Annotated in this window: 12 protein-coding genes; 10 read left to right on the top strand and 2 right to left on the bottom strand. The window is 63.3% G+C overall.

What is annotated here, in order from left to right:
- Positions 1-48: 48 nt before the first annotated feature.
- The 3 genes from ASD04_RS13295 (at position 49) to ASD04_RS13285 (ending at position 3,055) form a co-directional block, all read left to right on the top strand.
- Positions 49-1,056, top strand: a complete 1,008-nt coding sequence (locus ASD04_RS13295; protein ID WP_056257759.1) for a ligase-associated DNA damage response exonuclease — start codon at positions 49-51, stop codon at positions 1,054-1,056.
- Complete coding sequence (locus tag ASD04_RS13290; RefSeq protein WP_056257755.1) at positions 1,053-2,627, top strand: cisplatin damage response ATP-dependent DNA ligase; 1,575 nt, start codon at positions 1,053-1,055, stop codon at positions 2,625-2,627. Before ASD04_RS13295 ends, ASD04_RS13290 begins: the two co-directional genes overlap by 4 nt.
- 140 nt (positions 2,628-2,767) lie before the next feature.
- On the top strand, positions 2,768-3,055 hold the full coding sequence (locus tag ASD04_RS13285; RefSeq protein WP_082531214.1) for a UvrB/UvrC motif-containing protein: 288 nt from the start codon (positions 2,768-2,770) through the stop codon (positions 3,053-3,055).
- 139 nt (positions 3,056-3,194) lie between these two features.
- Here the strand turns inward: ASD04_RS13285 and ASD04_RS13280 are convergent, their stop codons facing one another.
- Both ASD04_RS13280 and ASD04_RS13275 read right to left on the bottom strand, forming a co-directional pair.
- Positions 3,195-3,587 (bottom strand): MerR family DNA-binding protein, encoded by a 393-nt coding sequence (locus ASD04_RS13280; RefSeq protein ID WP_056257753.1) that lies wholly within the window; start codon positions 3,585-3,587, stop codon positions 3,195-3,197.
- Positions 3,584-5,296, bottom strand: coding sequence for a long-chain fatty acid--CoA ligase (locus tag ASD04_RS13275; RefSeq protein ID WP_056257750.1), 1,713 nt, complete (start codon positions 5,294-5,296; stop codon positions 3,584-3,586). Before ASD04_RS13275 ends, ASD04_RS13280 begins: the two co-directional genes overlap by 4 nt.
- A 466-nt stretch (positions 5,297-5,762) precedes the next feature.
- Here ASD04_RS13275 and ASD04_RS13270 point away from each other — a divergent pair, with 466 nt between their 5' ends.
- The 7 genes from ASD04_RS13270 to ASD04_RS13245 all read left to right on the top strand — a co-directional run bounded on the left by ASD04_RS13270 (position 5,763) and on the right by ASD04_RS13245 (position 15,598).
- Positions 5,763-8,231, top strand: a complete 2,469-nt coding sequence (locus tag ASD04_RS13270) for an acyl-CoA dehydrogenase (RefSeq protein WP_056257747.1) — start codon at positions 5,763-5,765, stop codon at positions 8,229-8,231.
- Between the two features lie 145 nt (positions 8,232-8,376).
- Positions 8,377-10,338, top strand: coding sequence for a 3-hydroxyacyl-CoA dehydrogenase NAD-binding domain-containing protein (locus ASD04_RS13265; protein WP_056257743.1), 1,962 nt, complete (start codon positions 8,377-8,379; stop codon positions 10,336-10,338).
- A gap of 1 nt (position 10,339) precedes the next feature.
- Positions 10,340-11,623 carry an acetyl-CoA C-acetyltransferase gene (locus ASD04_RS13260; RefSeq protein ID WP_056257740.1) on the top strand — a complete coding sequence of 428 codons (1,284 nt, stop codon included), beginning with the start codon at positions 10,340-10,342 and terminating at the stop codon, positions 11,621-11,623.
- Positions 11,620-11,775, top strand: coding sequence for a hypothetical protein (locus tag ASD04_RS19460; protein WP_156461250.1), 156 nt, complete (start codon positions 11,620-11,622; stop codon positions 11,773-11,775). The genes ASD04_RS13260 and ASD04_RS19460 overlap by 4 nt, the downstream gene beginning before the upstream one ends.
- A gap of 255 nt (positions 11,776-12,030) precedes the next feature.
- A complete protein-coding gene (locus tag ASD04_RS13255) occupies positions 12,031-13,647 on the top strand; it encodes a peptide ABC transporter substrate-binding protein (protein ID WP_056257737.1) in 1,617 nt (538 codons plus the stop codon).
- A gap of 107 nt (positions 13,648-13,754) precedes the next feature.
- Positions 13,755-14,678, top strand: a complete 924-nt coding sequence (locus ASD04_RS13250) for an ABC transporter permease subunit (protein WP_056257733.1) — start codon at positions 13,755-13,757, stop codon at positions 14,676-14,678.
- Positions 14,678-15,598: an ABC transporter permease subunit gene (locus tag ASD04_RS13245; protein ID WP_056257731.1), complete on the top strand. Its 921-nt coding sequence runs from the start codon at positions 14,678-14,680 to the stop codon at positions 15,596-15,598. Before ASD04_RS13250 ends, ASD04_RS13245 begins: the two co-directional genes overlap by 1 nt.
- Position 15,599: the final 1 nt, after the last annotated feature.

Raw genomic sequence — 15,599 nt, 5'->3', positions numbered from 1 at the left:
GAACCTGCCGGGTGAACCTGTTTCGGGCCGCCAACGTTAGGGAGTCCCATGGCTACCCAGATCCTCGACCGGAACCTCCATATCAGGGCGATCGACGCCTATATCGACCCCTCCGTGCCGCGCGAGCGGGCGATCATCACGCATGGGCATGCGGACCATGCGCGCAGCGGGCACAAGGCCGTGCTGGCGACGCCGGATACGATTGCCATCATGAAGGTGCGCTATGGCGAGGATTGTGCCGGCAGCTTCGAGGCGCTGGATTTCAGGGTGCCGTATCGGATCGACGATGTGACCATCACGTTCTTTCCGGCCGGGCATATATTGGGGTCGGCGCAGGTGCTGGTGGAGCAAAGCGGGCAAAGGGTGGTGGTGACGGGCGACTACAAGCGGCTCGCCGACCGGACGGCGCAGCCCTATGAGCTGGTGGAATGCGACCTGCTGGTGACCGAGGCGACGTTCGGGCTGCCGGTGTTCCAGCATCCGCATCCCAACGTGGAAATTGCCCGGCTGCTGAAGTCGGTGGCGGACCAGCCTGAGCGAAGCCATCTGGTCGGCTGCTATGCCTTGGGCAAGGCGCAGAGGGTGATTGCGCTGCTGCGCGATGCCGGGTGGGATGCGCCAATTTACCTGCATGGCGCGATGCTGCGGCTCTGCGCGCTCTATGAGGAACTGGGCGTTCCGCTGGGGGATTTGCGGCCGGCGCTGGATGTGCCCAAGGCAGAACTGGCGGGGCAGATCGTGATCGCGCCGCCCTCGGCGATCCGCGACCGGTGGAGCCGGCGTTTCCCCGATCCGGTGACCTGCCAGGCGTCGGGCTGGATGAGCGTGAAGCAGCGGGCGCGACAGGCGCTGGTGGAATTGCCGCTGGTGATTTCGGACCATTGCGACTGGGGCGAATTGGGCCAGACCATCCACGAGACGCGCGCCGAGACCGTGTGGGTGACGCATGGGCGGGAGGATGCGCTGGTCTATTGGTGCCGCAAGCAGGGGCTGCAGGCGGAGCCGCTCAACATCCAGGGTTTCGAGGACGATGGCGGGGAGGGCGAGAGCGAATGAAGCGCTTTGCCCAATTGCTGGAGCTGCTGGCGCTGACGCCGTCGCGGACACGCAAGCTCAATGCGCTGACGCAGTATTTCCGCGAGGTGCCGGACCCCGATCGCGGCTATGCACTGGCGGTGCTGACCGGGGCGCTGACCTTCCGCAATGTGAAGCCGGCTTTGCTCAAGGAGACGGTGCTGGCCGAGGTGGACGAGACGCTGTTTGCCATGAGCTATGACTATGTCGGGGATTTGGGCGAGACGATTGCGCTGATCTGGCCGCATCACGGCGCGGAGGGCGATTTGCCGTCGCTGACGGACCTCATCGAGCTGTTCAATACGACCAGCAAGAGCGACTTGCCCAAGCTGATCGCGGGGCTGCTGACGCAGGCGGGGATCAACGAGCGATGGGCGCTGGTGAAGCTGGCGACGGGGGCCTTGCGCATCGGGGTTTCGGCGCGGCTGGCCAAGACGGCTTTGGCGGAGATGAGCGGCGTCGATGTGCAGGAGATCGAGGAAGTGTGGCATGGGCTCAAGGTGCCCTATCTCGATCTCTTTGCCTGGCTCGAGGGCAAGGCGGGGCGGCCCGATATCGACCAGTCGGCGCGGTTTCATCCGCTGATGCTGAGCAATCCGATCGAGGACCGGGATTTCGAGAAGCTCGATCCGAGGGAGTTTTCGGCGGAGTGGAAGTGGGACGGCATCCGGGTACAACTGGTGCTGGGCGGGGGCACGGTGTCGCTGTTTTCGCGCACGGGGGACGACATTGCGGCGGCCTTTCCCGACGTGGTCGAGAATGTGCATGGGCTGGGCGTGCTGGATGGCGAATTGCTGGTGGGGCGGGACTTCGAGGCTGGCAGTTTCAACGCGTTGCAACAGCGGCTGAACAGACGCGTGGCGTCGCCCAAGCATCTCAGGGAGTCGCCGGCCTTTATCCGGGTCTATGACATGCTGTTCGATGGGCGCGAGGATATCAGGGCGCTGGAATGGACCGAGCGGCGCAGGCGGCTGGAGGCGTGGCTTGCCGCCAATCCGCAGAGCCGGCTGGACCTGTCGGAAGTGCTGCGGTTCAGCGGTTGGGATGACCTTGGCCGGCAGCGGCGGCAGGGGGCGGAAAGCCATGGTCATGAGGGGGTGATGATCAAGCTGCAAAGCTCGCCCTATGTGCCGGGGCGGCCCAAGGGGTATTGGTTCAAGTGGAAGCGGGATCCCAATGTGGTGGATGCGGTGCTGATGTATGCGCAGCGCGGGCATGGCAAGCGGTCGAGCTTTTATTCGGACTATACGTTCGGCGTGTGGAAGGGGAATGAGATCGTGCCCATCGGCAAGGCCTATTTCGGCTTTACAGATGAGGAACTGAAGCTGCTCGACAAATGGATCAGGGCCAATACCACGGCGGCATTCGGGCCGGTGCGCGAGGTGAAGAAGGAGCTGGTGTTCGAGGTGGCGTTCGACTCGGCGCAGGAGAGTACGCGGCACAAGTCCGGGGTGGCGCTGCGGTTTCCGCGGATCAGCCGGATTCGATGGGACAAGCCGGCGGCGGAGGCGGCGACGCTGGAGGATATGGCGGTGTTTATCGGGGCGACTTAGGTGGGGAGGATCAAGGGTGGGTGTTTGGCCATGATATGGGCTATCGTACCCCCACCCTAGCTCTGCTACGGCCCAAAGGCCTAGCGTCGCTACCCTCCCCGCAAGGGGGAGGGTGAGCGCGGTGGTTGTGGAGGTTTGAGATGTCATCGCGGTCGATCAACGAGAAATTGCTGGCGTTGCAGAAGCAGATGGAAGCGGCTGCAGCGGAGATGGATTTTGAAAAGGCCACGCGGCTGCGCAACGAGATGGCGCGGATCAAGGGAGAGGCGCCGGTGCAGGAGGGCGATCCCGATACGGTGACGGTCAGCCAGCCGCCGCCGGGGGCGATGGGGCTGGGGACGCAGGTGCCGGTGCGGCAGCCACCCAAGGGGTGGGTGAAGCCGAAGAAGCCGGATTTTATGACGAAGGGTGGGAAGGGGCGGAGGTAGCATCCTGCCACGCCCTCGTGGTTCGAGGCTCGTGAAGAACTCGCACCTCACCATGAGGGCTACTGAGGCACCGCACCAAGAGTAGCCCTCATGGTGAGGTGGGAGCGCAGCGACCCTCGAACCACGAGGGCGCGCCGCCTCAGCCCGCCTTGTCCAGGCGCTCGTCTGCCAGTTTCCGGATTTCTTTCAGTTCGGCGATGGTGGTCTGCAGGTCCTGCAGCTGCGCCTCGAGCGAGGCCAGTCTCTCGTCGACCTTGGCGGTGAGCAGGTGGACCTGCTGGGAGCGGTTGGCGTCGTAGAGGCTGAGATAGTCGGAAATGTCGCGCAGGGAGAAGCCGAGGCGCTTGCCGCGGAGGATGAGGATGAGCCGGGCGCGGTCGCGGCGGCGGAAGATGCGGGTGGCGCCGACACGTTCGGGCGACAGCAGGCCCTTGGCTTCATAGAAGCGGATGGCGCGCGTCGAAATGTCGAACTCGCGGGCGAGATCGGCAATGGCGAAGAGGTCGCGGCTTTCGGTGACGGAACGGTTCACTTCTTGGCTCTTGTCTGGGCGTATTCCTCACGCAGCTCTTTCTTGCTGAGCTTGCCGATGAGGGTCTTGGGGAGGGCATCCTTGAAGATAATCTCCTTGGGCATTTCGATCTTGTTGAGGCGGGTGGCAAGAAATTTCCGCAGCGCATCCTCGGTGACATCATGGCCAGCCCGGAGCTTGACATAGGCGACTGGCGCCTCGCCGCGATATTCGTCGGGTACGCCGATGACGTTGGTTTCCTCGACCGCTTCATGGGTCATCAGTGCTTCCTCGATGGTGCGCGGATAGACGTTGAAGCCCGAGCAGATGATGAGGTCCTTGATGCGGTCGACGAGGAACACATAGCCGTCCTCGTCCATGTGGCCGACATCGCCGGTGCGCAGCCAGCCCTCCATGAAGGCCTCCTTGGTGGCTTCGTCATTGTCGTAGTAGCCGGCCATGACCTGCGGGCCCTTGACCTGCAATTCGCCGTCTTCGCCAATGCCGACGGGTTTGCCGCTGTCGATATCGACGAAGCGGATATCGGTGCCGGGGAGGGGCAGGCCGATGGACATAGGCTTGCTGGCGACGCGCAAGGCGGCGCAGCAGACGACGGGGGAGGCTTCGGTGAGGCCGTAGCCTTCGGCCAGGATGGCTTTGGATTTCTTGCCGAAGGCGGCGCGGACTTCGTCGGGCAGGGCGGCGCCGCCGGAAATGGCGACATCGAGGCTCGCCAGCTGTTCCGGCGTGACGCTGTCGGCGCGGGCAATGGCATTGAGCAGAGTGGGCACGGCGGGCAGGACATTGGCGCGCGTGCGGGTGAGCAGGTTGAGCAGGGCCTTGAGCTCGAAGCGCGGCAGCATGACGACCTGGGTGCCGTTGCAGAGCGGCACGTTCATGCAGACCGTCATGGCGAAGATGTGGAAGAAGGGCAGGACGGCGATGACCTTGGAGGGCGGGTAGAACAGGCCACAACCCCAATTGTCGATCTGGCTCATATTGGCCGCGATATTGGCGTGGGTGAGCAGGGCGCCCTTGGGAATACCTGTCGTGCCGCCGGTATATTGCTGGACGGCGACGTCCTTGAGCGGATCGATGACCACGGCGTCGGGCGTTTCATTGCGCGCGATCATGTCGTGGAAATGGGCGATGCGGTCGGCAATGGGCGCGCGACCGAGCTTTGCCAAATCCCTGCGCTTGGCGACGGAGAAGAGAATTTTCTTCACCAGCGGCAGCGCATCGGGGAAATGGCAAACCACCAGCGACTTGATGCGGCCGGCCTGGACCAGCTTTTCGGCTTTTTCGTAAATCTGCTGCAGGTCGAGCGTCACCATGACGTCGGCGCCGGCATTGGAGGTGATGTGGCTGAGTTCGGCCACGGTATAGAGCGGGTTGCAATTGACCACGATGCCGCCGGCGCGCAGCACGGCGTAATAGGCGATGGGGTAAAAGGGCGTGTTGGGCAGCATCAGGGCGACGCGGGAGCCCTTCTTGATGCCGAACTGGTGCTGCAGGGCGCCGGCGAAGGCGATGATCTTCCTGGCGAGGTCGCCGAAGGTGGTGGTGCCGCCGAGGAAATCGAGGGCGATGGCGGAGGGGTTCTTGGCGCAGGCGGCCAGCACCTGCTCGTGCACCGGGCGCGTATCGATCGAGGCATCCCAGACGATGCCGTCAGGATAGCTGGATATCCAGGGGCGAAGCGGGGCGGCAGCAGCTGTCGTCGTGGCCATGGTTTCCTCCGGAGTGCCTGATACGGCGCGGGCTTGCTGCCCGATTGGTGTGACGAATATTTCATGGCTTTACGTTAGCGTCAAAGGGGTGCCCGAACTTGTGGAGGAGTTGGGCGTTGGACGTATGGGGCAGTTTCTTACCTCTCCCTTTGGGGGAGAGGTCGGCCGCAGGCCGGGTGAGGGGGCCTTTACCGGGTGCAGTGTTTGGGGAAGGCCCCCTCACCCGCCTTGCTTTGCAAGTCGACCTCTCCCCCGAAGGGAGAGGTGAAGAAATATCGACGTAAACGGCACTAAGTTGACGTATACGTAAACCTTGCTAGACTGGCCTCAACAATAGGGGCGGCCCGCGCTATGATCCCGGCGCGGCGGACCCAATGACAGCCGAACGATTCGGCGACTGGCCTGACGTTCTGGGGATCGAGTTGCTTGCCCTTGGTGGTGCGAGCGACGCCATGGAGGGCATGCCGTGACCTTTGCGCTTATCGCCATCAGCCTTGTCGTCTTCGCCGTTCTGGCCGTGCGGGAAAGCCCGTTGTGGCAATGGGGGGTGGCGCTGCTGGCCATCGGATTGCTGTCGGGGGTTTCCTTCCTCGAAAGCGGGATCGGCTATGGGCTGGGCGCGGGCAGCTGGGTGTTGCTGGCCGGTGGCGCGGTGTTCCTGCTGCTGAGCGTCGCGGCCATCCGCAAGCTGGTGCTGATCACGCCGATCTATGGCGCCGTCAAATCCATCCTGCCCAAGGTGAGCCGCACCGAGCAGGAAGCGCTCGATGCCGGCACGGTAGGCTGGGACGCCGAGCTGTTTTCGGGCCGCCCGGACTGGAGCAAGCTCAATGGCATAAGGCCGCTGACACTGACCGCGGACGAGCAGGCCTTTCTCGACAACCAGACCGAGACCGCCTGCAAGATGATCGACGACTGGGACATCCGCAACAATCGCGCGGACCTGTCGCCCGAGCTCTGGCAATATCTCAAGGACGAAGGGTTCCTGGGGATGCTGATCGCCAAGGAGCATGGCGGGCGGGGTTTTTCCGCGCAGGCGCAGTCGATGATCGTCTCCAAGATCGCCAGCCGTTCGGTGGCGGCGGGCATCACCGTCATGGTGCCCAATTCGCTCGGGCCGGGCGAATTGCTGGAAAAATACGGCACGCAGACCCAAAAGGAAAAGTATCTCGGCCGGTTGGCCAAGGGGCTCGAAGTGCCATGCTTCGCGCTGACGGGCGTGCATTCGGGCTCGGATGCCGGCGGCATGCGCGATATCGGCATCGTCACCAAGGGCACGTATCAGGGCAAGGAAGTGCTCGGCGTGCGGCTGAACTTCGACAAGCGCTATATCACGCTGGCGCCGATCGCGACGCTGGTGGGACTGGCCTTCATCCTCAAGGACCCCGACAACCTGCTGGGCCGCGGGCCCGAGATCGGCATCACGCTGGCGCTGGTGCCGCATGACCATCCGGGCATGGATATCGGCCGAAGGCATTTTCCGGCGAGACAGGCATTCATGAACGGGCCGGTGCGTGGCAAGGATATGTTCATCCCGATGGATTTCCTGATCGGGGGCACCGAATATGCCGGGCAGGGCTGGCGTATGCTGATGGAGTGCCTGTCGACCGGACGCGCCATTTCGCTGCCCGCCATCGGCTCGATCTCGATCAAGCAGACCCTGCGCGCCACCTCGGCCTATGCGCGGGTGCGGCGGCAGTTCGGTATTCCGGTGGGTATCATGGAGGGCGTGGCCGAGCCGCTCGGCGAGATGGTCAAGCGCGCCTATACGTTCGAAGCGGCGCGGCGGCTGACGGCGTCGATGGTCGACGAGGGGCAGCGCCCGGCGGTTATTGCAGGCCTGCTCAAATATACCGCGACCGAGGCCATGCGCGACAGCATGGACGATGCCTTCGACATTCATGGCGGGCGCGCCATCCAGGATGGGCCGGGCAACTACCTGTTCGGCGCCTATATGAGCATGCCGGTGGCCATTACGGTGGAAGGCGCCAATATTCTCACCCGCACGCTGATGACCTTTGCGCAGGGCGTGCTGCGGGCGCATCCCTATCTGCTGCGCGAAGTGCAGGCGGCGCAGAACAAGGACAAAAAGCAGGGGCTCGACCAGTTCGACGCCGCGTTTGGCGGGCATACCAAATTCATGCTGCGCAATATCGTGGCGAGCCTGCTGCATGGACTGAGCAATGGCGCCTTCGCCTCGACGCCCAGCCAGGGGCCGATGGCGCGCTGGTATCGCCGGCTGCACCGCTACAGCCAGGATTTCGCATTGGTGGCGGACTGGACCACGGTGTTCCTGGGCGGTGCGCTCAAGCGCAAGCAGAAGATCAGCGGCCGCATGGCCGATATCCTGGGCGACCTCTACATGATGTCGGCGACCCTGCGCCGCTTCGAGGATGAAGGCCGCATTGCCGAGGATCGCGAATTGGTCGACGCCATCATGGCCGACCGGGTGGCGTCGATGGAGCGGACATTCGACGAGGTCTTCGCCAATTTCCCCAATCCGTTCTTCGCCTGGGCCATGCGGCTGCTGTGTTTCCCATTGGGGCGGCATGCCAAGCCGGCCAGCGATCGCATCAACTATCGCTTCGTGCGGGCGGTGCTGCGTCCGGGCGCTTTCCGCGACCGGCTGACGACGGGAACCTATGTGTCTTTCGATCCCAATGACGTGACGGGCGTACTGGAAGACGCGTTCCTCAAGGTGACGGAAGCCGAGGATGTCGAGGCCAAGTTCGTCAAGGCGGCCCGCAAGGGCGTCATCGAAAGGCGGCTGGACCGCGACGCCATCGACGATGCGGTGGCGGCGGGCGTGCTCAACGGCAACGAGGCCGGCATCATGCGGGCGGCCGACGAGGCTACCAACAGGGCCGTGGCGGTGAACGATTTCGCGATGGATGAGTTGGCTGCAGAGGGAAAGCACAAGGTGGCGGCGGAGTAGGTGCCACGCCCTCGTGGTTCGAGGCTCGCGAAGAGCTCGCACCTCACCATGAGGGCTACTTTGAAACGGCGTTCCCAGTAGCCCTCATGGTGAGGCGGGAGCGTAGCGACCCTCGAACCACGAGGGCGTGGCTAGAGGAGACAGCATGATCCAGCCGCAAATGCCCGAGACCCGGAACTGGCGTTTCCACCGCGATGTGGAGAATCTGGGCTGGCTCACCATCGATACGCCCGGTGCGCCGGTGAATACGCTGAGCCGCGAAGCCATCATGGAGCTGGAACAGCTCGTGGAGCGGTTCGAGGAGCTGGCGCAGACCGGGGAACTGGCGGGGGTGATCCTGCTTTCGGGCAAGGATAGCGGCTTCATCGCCGGGGCCGATGTTTCCGAATTCGATGCGATGAGCGATTTCTCGGTGCTGCCCGAGGCGCTGAAGCGCACGCATGCCTTGTTCGCGCGGATCGAGGCGCTGAAAATTCCTGTCGTGGCGGGCATTCACGGCTTCTGCCTCGGCGGCGGGCTGGAACTGGCGCTGGCTTGCCACTATCGGGTGGCGGTCAATGACGACAAGACGCGCATCGGCTTTCCGGAAGTCAATCTGGGGATATTTCCCGGCTTTGGCGGCACCGGGCGGTCGATCCGCCAGGCGGGGCCGGTCGATGCCATGGGCATCATGCTCACCGGGCGCATGCTCAAGGCCGGCGCAGCGCGGGGGATGAACCTCGTCGACAAGCTGGTGCGCCACCGCGATATCCTGCGCTGGGAAGCGCGCAAGGCGGTGCTGCAGAAGCGCAAATCGAGCGAAGCGGGCTTTACCAAGCGCGTCATGGCGATGGGGCCGCTGCGCAGCTATGTGGTCGGCAAGATGCGCGACCAGGCCGGCAAGAAGGCGCGGGTGGAACACTATCCGGCGCCATTTGCGCTGATCGACCTGTTCGAAAAGCACGGCAATGACTGGCAGGCGATGATCCGCGGGGAAATCGACGCCTTCGTGCCGCTGATGGGCAGCGATACGGCGACCAATCTGCGGCGGGTGTTCTTTGCCTCCGAGGCGCTGAAGAAGCAGGGCAGCAAGGGCGCCAAATTTGCCCGGGTGCATGTGATCGGGGCGGGGGTGATGGGTGGCGATATCGCGGCCTGGTGCGCCTTGCGCGGCATGAGCGTGACGCTGCAGGATCTCGACATGGAGCGCATCCAGCCGGCGCTGGATCGCGGCAGGAAGCTGTTCAAGAAGCGGCTCAAGAAGAAGCATGAGGTCGACGCGGCGGTGCTGCGGCTGGAAGCCGACCCTGCAGGCAAGGGCGTCGGCCGGGCCGATGTGATCATCGAGGCGGTGGTGGAAAAGCTCGAGGTCAAGCAGGCGATCTTTGGCGGGCTGGAAGACAAGCTCAAGCCGGGGGCGATCCTGGCCACCAATACCTCGTCCATCGAACTGGAACGCATTGCCGAAAAGCTCAAGCAGCCGGAGCGGCTGATCGGGCTGCATTTCTTCAATCCGGTGGCGCAATTGCCGCTGGTGGAGGTGATCCGGTCGACATTCAATACCGATGCCGAAATCGGCAAGGGCGCGGCGTTTGCGCTGGCCATCGGCAAGTCGCCGGTGGTGGTCAAGTCGGCGCCGGGCTTCCTGGTCAACCGGGTGCTGATGCCCTACATGCTGGGCGCGGTGCAAAGGGTGGAGGCCGGCGAGAGCAAGGAATTGCTCGATGCCGCGGCGGTGGCCTTCGGCATGCCGATGGGGCTGATCGAGCTGATGGACACGGTCGGGCTCGATGTCGGCAAGTCGGTGGCGACGGAGCTGGGGCATGCCGTGCCCGAGGGCAGCCGGTTCGATACGCTGGTCAAGGAGGGCAAGCTCGGTCGCAAGACCGGCGAGGGCTTCTACAAGTGGATCGATGGCAAGGCGCAGAAGGGCCCCACGCCTCCGCATGGCGATCTGGCCGGGCTGGGGCGTGAACTGGTGAAACCGCTGGTCGACATGACCGAGGTGGTGGTGGCCGAAGGCGTTGTCGCCAATGACGGATTGGCCGATATCGGGGTGATCATGGGGACGGGCTTTGCGCCGTTCCTGGGCGGGCCGATGAAGGCGCGCAAGGACGGGAAAGCGTAACATGGCTGAACTTCGGAAAGTCGCGATCGTCGGTTCGGCGCGCATTCCCTTCGCGCGGGGCAATACCGCCTATGTCGAGGAGACCAACCTCTCCATGCTGGGCACGGTGCTGGGCGGGCTGGCGGACAAATATGGGCTCAAAGGCGAGAAGATCGATGAGGTGATGGCGGGGGCCGTCATCAATCATTCCAGGGATTTCAATATTGCCCGCGAGGCGACGCTGGATGCCGGATTTTCGCCGCGCACGCCGGGAACGACGATGCAGATCGCCTGTGGCACGAGCCTGCAGGCGGCGCTGGTGCTGGCAGCCAAGATCGCCTCGGGCGAGATCGACAGCGGCATTGCCGCCGGCTCGGACACGGTGAGCGATAGCCCCATCGTCTTTGGCAACAAGTTCCAGCACAGGCTGCTCGATGTGAACAAGGCGCGGAGCGGCGGCGAGAAGCTCCGGGCATTCAAGGGATTTTCGTTTGGCGAGCTGACGCCGGTGGCACCTTCGGTCAACGAGCCGCGCACCGGGATGTCGATGGGCCAGCATTGCGAGCTGATGGCGCGCGAATGGGGCATTACGCGGCAGGCGCAGGATGAATTGGCGGTGGCCAGCCATCGCAATGCCGCCAAGGCCTACGATGAAGGCTTCCACGATGATCTGCTCGTGCAATGCGCAGGCCTCGTGCGCGATAATAACGTGCGTGCCGACGCCAATATCGAGAAAATGGCGACCCTGAAGCCGGCCTTCGACAAGAATTCCGGCCATGGTACGCTGACGGCGGGCAATTCGACGCCACTGACCGATGGCGCCTCCTCGGTGCTGCTGGCGAGCGAAGAATGGGCCAGGGCGCGCGGCCTGCCGGTTTTGGCTTATCTCACCACCGGCCGGGTGGCGGGCAATGATTTCGCGCATGGCGAGGGGCTGCTGATGGCCCCGACCATTGCGGTCAGCGAAATGCTGGCGCGGCATAGCCTAAGCTTTGCCGATATCGATTTTTTCGAGTTGCATGAAGCGTTTGCGGCGCAGGTTCTGTGTACCCTCAAGGCGTGGGACGACCCGGAATACTGCAAGACCGTGCTGGGGCGCGACAGCGTGCTCGGCCCGGTCGATCCGGCAAAGATCAACGTCAAGGGATCGAGCCTGGCCTATGGGCATCCCTTCGCCGCGACCGGTGCGCGCATCTTGGGGCTGACCGCCAAGATGCTCTCGACGGCGCCGGGAAAACGCGCTTTGTTGAGCGTCTGTACGGCCGGCGGCATGGGTGTCGCGGCCATTGTCGAAAGCGCCGCATGAACGAAAATGTCCTCAAATTTCGCCGCCCGGAAAAGAAGCCGGAGCCGCCGGGGAAGAAGCCGCGCGGGCCGCTGCCCGGCTGGGTGCCTTGGCTGGGGCTCGTCGTGCTGGCCATCGCGATCTATGGCGCCCAGCAGGTCGGCTGGCTGTAGCACATCGTTCCCCCGATCGTGATCGTGGAGCAAAGCCGTTGCGGGTTTGCGGGTATGCACAGTGTGTTAATAATTCGGCCAGCCTTGACGCTTAGGTCAATGTTTTGCTTGTCAGTGGACGGAATTGCGTAATACCGTCCAGCAATCTTGACCGGGGGGTAAAATCCGCCGGCCGCAAGAGCTTTTGAACTCCGCAGCACCTACGACTGCGGGAAAAAGACGATTTCGGGAATTCCACAAGGAGATGGGACGAGAATGAAAATCACGCAAACCCTGACTGCGGTAGCGACTGCCGGCCTGATGGCGGTGTTGATGACCAGCGCTGCTTCGGCCGTTACGCTCAACATGATGAACGGCTCCGAGCCCGGCTCGATCGACCCGCATCAGGCGTCGGGCGATTGGGAAAACCGCATCATCGGCGACTATATCGAAGGCCTGATGGCGGAAGACGCCAATGCCGAAGCCATTCCCGGCCAGGCCGAGAGCTTCACCATTTCCGACGACGGCCTGGTCTATACATTCAAGCTGCGTGACGGCATCCAGTGGTCGGACGGCGTTCCGGTGACTGCTGAAGACTTCGTGTTTGCCTTCCAGCGCCTGTTCGATCCCAAGACCGCTTCGGACTATGCCTACCTGCAGTTCCCGATCAAGAACGGTTCGGAAATCGCCGAAGGCACCGTGACCGACTTCAATGAATTGGGCGTCAAGGCGCTCGACGACAAGACCGTCGAGATCACCCTCGAAGGCCCCACTCCGTTCTTCCTGCAGGCGCTGACCCACTACACCGCCTATCCCGTGCCGAAGCACGTGATCGACAAGGTCGGCGATGACTGGACCAAGGTCGAGAACATCGTGTCGAACGGCCCCTATACCCCCACCGAGTGGGTGCCGGGCAGCTATATCAAGTCGGTCAAGTCCGAGACCTACTGGGATGCCGCCAATGTCCAGATCGATGAAGTGAACTACTTCGTGCAGGACGACCTGGCTGCCGCCCTGTCGCGCTACCGCGCCGGCGAATACGACATCCTGACCGATATTCCGTCGGACCAGGCCGAGTGGATCAAGACCAACCTGCCGGGCCAGGACTATTTCGCCCCGTTCCTGGGCATCTACTACTACGTGATCAACCAGGAAAAGGCGCCCTTCGACAATGCCGACGTGCGCAAGGCCCTGTCCATGGCGATCAACCGCGACGTGATCGGCCCCGACGTGCTGGGCACCGGCGAACTACCGGCCTATGGCTGGGTGCCGGAAGGCACTGCCAACTATGAAGGCGTGGAACCCTACCAGCCCGAATGGATCGGCCTCTCCTATGAAGAGCGCGTGGCGGAAGCCAAGTCGATCATGGAAGGCCTGGGCTATACCTCGGCTTCCCCGCTGCCGGTCCAGCTCAAGTACAACACCAATGACAACCACCAGCGCATCGCCGTGGCGATCTCGGCCATGTGGGAACAGATTGGCGTGAAGACCGAGCTGTTCAACTCCGAAACCGCGGTGCACTACGACGCCCTGCGCGCCGGTGACTTCGATATCGGTCGTGCCGGCTGGCTGCTGGACTATTCCGACCCGTCCAACACGCTCGACCTGCTGCGTACCGGCATCATGCAGGACGGCCAGATGAACTGGGGCAACAACTACGGCCGCTATTCGAACGAAGAGTTCGACGCGCTGATGGACCAGGCCACCACCGAGCAGGATCTGGCCGCCCGCGCCAAGCTGCTGGGCCAGGCCGAAAAGATCGCGATGGATGAAACCGCCGCGTTCCCGATCTACTGGTACATCGCTCAGAACGTGGTCTCGCCCAAGGTCACCGGTTTCGTCAGCAACGCCTCGGATATCCACCGTACGCGTTGGCTCTCGAAGTCCGAGTAGTCGCCTAGAAACCTGCGGCGTCGCCCCTTGGGAGGGGCGGCGCCGTTATTTTATCCACCCGGTTGGCCCCAGGCTTGTGGCGCGGTGGATGTGAAAGGTCCGAATTCATGTTTGGATATGTGACACGGCGCGTGCTGTCGGCGATTCCGATAGCGCTGATTGCCGTGACTGCCTGTTTCTTCATTCTGCGGCTGGCGCCTGGCGGTCCCTTTGACGGTGAACGCGCGCTGCCGCCCACGACGCTGGCGAACCTGCGGGCGCACTACAATCTCGACCTGCCGCTGATCCAGCAGTATTTCATCTATGTCTGGCGGCTGCTGCAGGGCGATTTCGGCCCCTCGATGGTCTATAATGACTTTACCGTGGCCGAGATGCTGTGGATCGGCCTGCCCTTCACCCTGATGCTGGGCTTTTCGGCCTTCATCATCGGCACGATTGTCGGGCTTGTCGCCGGGGCGCTCAGCGCCGTCAACCAGAACAAGTGGCCGGACTATGTGCTGGTGCTGCTGGTGATGATCGGGCTGGTGGTGCCCAACTTCCTGATGGCCGCCATCATGCAACTGGTGTTCGGCGTCTATCTCGACTGGTTCCCCGCCGGCGGCTGGCAGGCGGGGTCGATCCCGCATCTGGTGCTGCCGATCACGGTGCTGGTGCTGCCCCATGCCGGGCGCACGGCGCGGCTGATGCGCGGCTCGATGATCGAAGTGCTGGGCACCAATTATGTGCGCACCGCCAAGTCCAAGGGCCTCGGCCAGAGACTCATCCTGGCGCGGCATGCGATCAAGCCGGCCTTGCTGCCGGTTGTGTCCTATCTCGGGCCGGGGCTGAGCTATCTGCTCACCGGCTCGCTGGTGGTGGAGCAGGTGTTCGCCCTGCCGGGGATCGGCAAATACTTCATCAGCGCGGCACTCAACCGGGACTATGGTCTCGTGCTGGGGACGACCATTTTGTACATGTTCATCATCCTGGCGGTGAACCTGCTCGTCGATATCATCTATGCCTGGCTCGATCCCAAGGTGAGGTACAGCTGATGGCCGGCATTACTGGCAAGGACGCCGTACTCACCGAGTATGCGCAGAGGCTCGAAACGCTCGACGCCCCCAAGGGCCGTTCGCTGACCCAGGATGCCGTGCGGCGCCTGGCGCGCAACAAGGCGGCGGTGGTGTCGATCTTCGTGGTCGTGTTCATCATCCTGTTCGCATTCGTCGGGCCGTATTTCCTGCCCTGGACCTATGACAAGATCGACTGGACCGGTATTCGCAAGCCGCCCAATTTCGAGGCCGGGCACTTTGTCGGCACCGACCAGAATGGCCGCGACATGCTGGCTCGCATCATGCAGGGCACGCAGATGAGCCTGATCGTGGCGGGTGTGGCGACGCTGGTTTCGGTGTGTATCGGCATCATCTACGGCGCGGTCGCCGGCTATTTCGGCGGCAAGGTCGACGCTGTGATGATGCGCTTCGTCGATATCATGTATGCGCTGCCCTATATCCTGTTTGTCATCATTCTGGTGGTGATGTTCGGGCGCAATCCGGTGCTGCTGTTCGTGGGCATCGGGTGTCTCGAATGGCTGACCATGGCGCGTATCGTGCGCGGGCAGACGCTGTCGATCAAGGAACGCGAATTCGTCGAGGCTGCCAAGGCGGGCGGGGCCAAGCCCTGGACCATCATCACGCGGCATATCGTGCCCAACCTCACCGGCCCGGTGGTGATCTATTCTACGCTCACCATCCCAGAGATCATCCTCACCGAGAGCTTCCTGTCCTATCTGGGGCTCGGCGTGCAGGAACCGCAAACCTCGCTCGGCACGCTGATCTCATTCGGCTCGCCGGTGGCGGAGACGCTGCCCTGGATGCTGATCGGCCCCGCCGTAGTCCTCGTGAGCCTGCTGCTGGCGCTGACCTATATCGGTGACGGCCTGCGTGACGCGCTCGACCCCAAGGATCGATAAG

It is taken from the genome of Devosia sp. Root436, assembly GCF_001426345.1.
Classification (GTDB): domain Bacteria; phylum Pseudomonadota; class Alphaproteobacteria; order Rhizobiales; family Devosiaceae; genus Devosia.
Note: the sequence above shows the minus strand (reverse complement) of the source record. Positions and strands in the feature narration are given on the sequence as shown.